Raw genomic sequence first — 4,084 nt, forward strand, 5'->3', positions numbered from 1 at the left:
TACCGTAGTCATCTTATCGCTGCATAGATCGCAGTATCCCTTTTTTAAAAATTGTTTACTTTATAGGGCGCAGTTCACTTCAATCCTCCTTCTTTTTTTCATTTAATGTAGTTTTTTCGAAGTTTCTTTTCATTTAGTTTCTTTTTTACTCATTTTTTTGACTGTTTTTTTCTTTTTCTGCTCGATAAAATTCATGGAACATTTTCATTAATGCCCTTTTTTCAATTCTTGATACGTAACTTCTGGAAATCCCCAATTCTTTTGCAATTTCACGTTGTGTTTTCTCTTTTTTTAGATCAAGTCCAAATCGGCCAATAATGACTTCTCTTTCACGTTCATCTAGTACTTTAATATAATCTTTTACTTTTTCAAGTTCCATATTCATTTGAATCGTATCAATAACATCCTCTGATTCTGATTTTAAAACATCAATTAAACTAATTTCATTTCCCTCTTTATCTTGCCCAATGGGATCATGTAAAGAGACATCTTTTTTTGTTTTTTTTAAAGCTCTTAAATGCATTAATATTTCATTTTCGATACATCGAGCTGCATATGTAGCTAATTTCGTTCCTTTTCCTTCGGAGTAACTTTCGATCGCTTTAATTAATCCAATCGTTCCTATTGAAATAAGGTCCTCTTGATCTTCACCAGTATTTTCAAACTTTTTTACGATATGAGCAACAAGACGTAAATTATGTTCAATTAATAAGTTCCTAGCTTCTTGGTCTCCTTCAGCCATTCGTTTTAAATATTCTTTTTCTTCACTCGCTGACAATGGTTGCGGAAAGGCATTGTTTTTTACATACGAGACGAGAAAAAACAGTTCTTTAAACAGGTAGGAAAGCGCTGCTAAAATACCGGACATCACTTCACCTCCATGAAGTTAACACAGGTGCCTATAAGTCATACGTATGCATAGGTGTATGGAATTGTGTCTGTCCGGCAATTTTTTGGTTCATTTATTATTTAATTTCACCTTTAAATAAAAGCTGAGCCCAATTTTCCCCAGAGTCATTTGAAACAAATAAATCTCCCTGATAGGTTGAAAAAGCTATTTGATTTGGTTGTTCATGATTTATAGCAATATATGTAATTGGGTTAGAAAAGTCCAAATAAGGAACCGATAAGGTTTCTACTTCATTGCTTTCTAAAGAATATTTTTTCAAATGAACGGTTTCTTCTTTTTCATTAATGGAGCAAAAATAAATGTCATTATAGTCAAATTTTAAAGCTGTTACCATTTCATTTGAGATTAATGGAACAAACGTATTTCCAGAATCATTGGACAGATAAATTCCTTCTCTTGTTGCTAAAGCAATGATATGGCCATTGGTAGGGTGTGCTGAAACCATTCCCATTGAGTCGGCTTGAAAACCATCAAGCTTCGCTTTACTCCATGTTTTTCCTCTGTCTGCACTATAATGAAGACCATATTCAAGATCAGGATTGTCCAAAGACGTTTGTATAACATAAAGATAATTCCCGTTATAATCAGAAGCAATAAAATGGAATATATCCTTATTATGAAAAGAAATCGGAGTTTCTTTTTGGTTAGAAAGATTCCATTTTACAATACCTAGAGGAGTTTCTTTATCTTTACCACTAAAAATAAAACCCTCTTTTATTGACTCTAACGATAAATACTCCTTTTTTTCGTCTTCAAGCTCTTGCCACTTCCCGTCTCGATAAACTTTCATCCCAGAATTCCATGCCATGTATAACTCCTGTTCAAAAAATCCGATTCCATTTATATCAATTGTCTCATCTTTTTCATTTTTGGAAGGGGAAGATTCATTCGAACATGCAGTAAAAAATAATACGGAAATGAAGATTAAACAATAAATTCGTTTCATCAATATTTGTCGCCTCCAAAAATCAATAAAATACAAGCATTCTACATTATTTTACACAATCTTTTCAGGAAAATCATTTCATCGTTTTGATTATTTCAGTTGCGAAATTTTCGATTATCTAAATTTTTTCTTCGATTTTATAGAACTTTTAGAAAAGTCATATTATAATCAAAATATACATAAAAGGAGGTTCCATATGACACAGGTAACATATAAAGAAACTTGGGATTTAGACGTATTTTTTAAAGGTGGAAGTGAGTCGGAAGAATTTCAACAATATTTAAGAGAAACAAAAGGGATTTTAAATGAATTTCAACAATTGGTTGAACAATGGGAAATACCAACGAATTCAAAAGATTATGAGGAATTTTTAAAAATCATTGATAATTTTCAACTAGTTTCCCAAAAGATTCGTCAAGCTGGAGCTTTTGTCAGCTGCCTACAAGCACAAAATATGGCAGACAAAAAAGCAAATGAATTACGTAGTCAAGTAATGGAATTAAGTGCTGGTCTCCAACATTCATTAACACAATTGGATGACAAATTGACGAAAATAAACGATGATGTATGGAACGAATTATTAAAGGTAGACGGACTTTCGGAAATTCAATTTGTTTTAAATGAAAGACGGATTAACGCGAATGAAAAATTATCAAAAGATGAAGAAGCATTAATCACATCCTTAAGTATTGACGGATATCACGGTTGGGGGCAATTTTACGATACAATCGTAAGCCATATAAAAATTCCAGTAACAGAAGATGGTGAAACGAAAGAACTATCAGCAGGACAAGCATTCAATAAATTTTCTAGTGAAAATCGCGAATTAAGAAAAGAAGTATTCAAAAAATGGGAAGAAGCTTGGTCTAAACAAGGAGAATATTTGGCTGCGACCTTAAATCATCTAGCTGGCTTCCGTTTAAATGTTTATAAACATAGAGGATGGGACGATGTTTTAAAAGAACCACTTGATTATAACCGAATGACGAAAGAAACATTAAATACAATGTGGCAAGTAATCACCGATTATAAAGATGCGTTTGTTAAATATTTAAACCGAAAAGCGGAATTGTTAGGACTTGAAAAATTAAGCTGGTACGACTTAGATGCGCCGGTTGGGAAAAGTAATGGAAAAATTTCTTATCAAGAAGGAGCAGAATTAATTATTGAACAATTCTCTAAATTCGGGGAAAAATTAGCTTCATTTACGAAAAAAGCATTTGAAGATCGTTGGATTGAAGCGGAAGACCGTCCAGGAAAACGTCCGGGAGGTTTTTGTACTTCGTTTCCGGAAAGTAAGCAATCGAGAATTTTTATGACTTATTCAGGGACACCATCGAATGTATCAACGCTAGCACATGAATTAGGTCATGCTTTCCATTCATTTGCATTAAGAGATGTTCATCCGTTGAATAAAAATTACGCGATGAATGTTGCTGAAACCGCTTCAACATTTGCTGAAATGATAGTTGCTGATGCGGCTGTCAAAAATGCATCAACAAAAGAAGAAAAAATAGCTTTATTAGAAGATAAAATTCAACGCTCTGTTGCATTTTTCATGAATATTCATGCTAGGTTTTTATTCGAAACAAGATTTTATGAGGAACGTAAAAAAGGTATTGTTAGTTTTGAACGTTTAAACGCTTTAATGGAGGAAGCTCAGAAAGAAGCTTATTGTAATGCTTTAGCGGAATACCATCCATTGTTCTGGGCATCCAAATTGCATTTCTACATTACTGGTGTTCCATTCTATAACTTCCCGTATACGTTTGGCTATTTATTCTCTCTTGGTATTTATGCACGTGCTTTAGAGGAAGGAAAAGGGTACGAAGAACAATATATTTCTTTATTAAAGGATACTGGTTCCATGACAGTTGAAGATCTTGCGAAAAAACATTTGAATGTTGAATTACAAAAACGAGATTTCTGGGAAAATGCTGTTAAACTGTGTGTCGCAGACGTTGAAGAGTTTTTGCAATTAACTTCTAAATAAAGAATGATGATAAACAAAGCTGATGGCTTAAGGCTATCAGCTTTGTTATTTTTTCTATGCGTGCCCAGCTAAGCTGTTATCTGCTAGTTGGTGCAAGTCCAACCCGAGTAAGTGCCAAGACGCTCGGTAGCTGACAGGCAACTGGTGGAGAAATCCTAAGGTTGAAGCCCTGTGACAAAGTAACTCTCTTGGAGAGTGCGAGCAAATCAACAGACCGTAACATAAAGTGAATCCT

The 4,084-nt window shown here is 33.6% G+C and carries 3 protein-coding genes; 1 reads left to right on the forward strand and 2 read right to left on the reverse strand.

Annotation, left to right across the window (positions count from 1 at the left end; translation table 11 throughout):
- Positions 1-145 precede the first annotated feature (145 nt).
- Positions 146-868, reverse strand: a complete 723-nt coding sequence (sigK, locus tag AC3ASS_RS13680) for an RNA polymerase sporulation sigma factor SigK (protein ID WP_488284080.1) — start codon at positions 866-868, stop codon at positions 146-148.
- Positions 869-965: 97 nt separating this feature from the next.
- On the reverse strand, positions 966-1,859 hold the full coding sequence (locus tag AC3ASS_RS13685) for a beta propeller repeat protein (RefSeq protein WP_488284081.1): 894 nt from the start codon (positions 1,857-1,859) through the stop codon (positions 966-968).
- A 193-nt stretch (positions 1,860-2,052) separates the two neighbouring features.
- Here AC3ASS_RS13685 and AC3ASS_RS13690 point away from each other — a divergent pair, with 193 nt between their 5' ends.
- Positions 2,053-3,849: a M3 family oligoendopeptidase gene (locus AC3ASS_RS13690; protein WP_488284082.1), complete on the forward strand. Its 1,797-nt coding sequence runs from the start codon at positions 2,053-2,055 to the stop codon at positions 3,847-3,849.
- The last annotated feature ends 235 nt before the right edge of the window (positions 3,850-4,084 follow it).

Source organism: Bacillus sp. JST-5, from assembly GCF_057747715.1.

What these genes read in the sequence shown, in the direction of transcription:
- sigK (WP_488284080.1), bottom strand. Translation starts at nt 868, where the DNA reads ATGTCCGGTATTTTAGCAGCGCTTTCCTACCTGTTTAAAGAACTGTTT.
- AC3ASS_RS13690 (WP_488284082.1), top strand. Translation starts at nt 2,053, where the DNA reads ATGACACAGGTAACATATAAAGAAACTTGGGATTTAGACGTATTTTTT.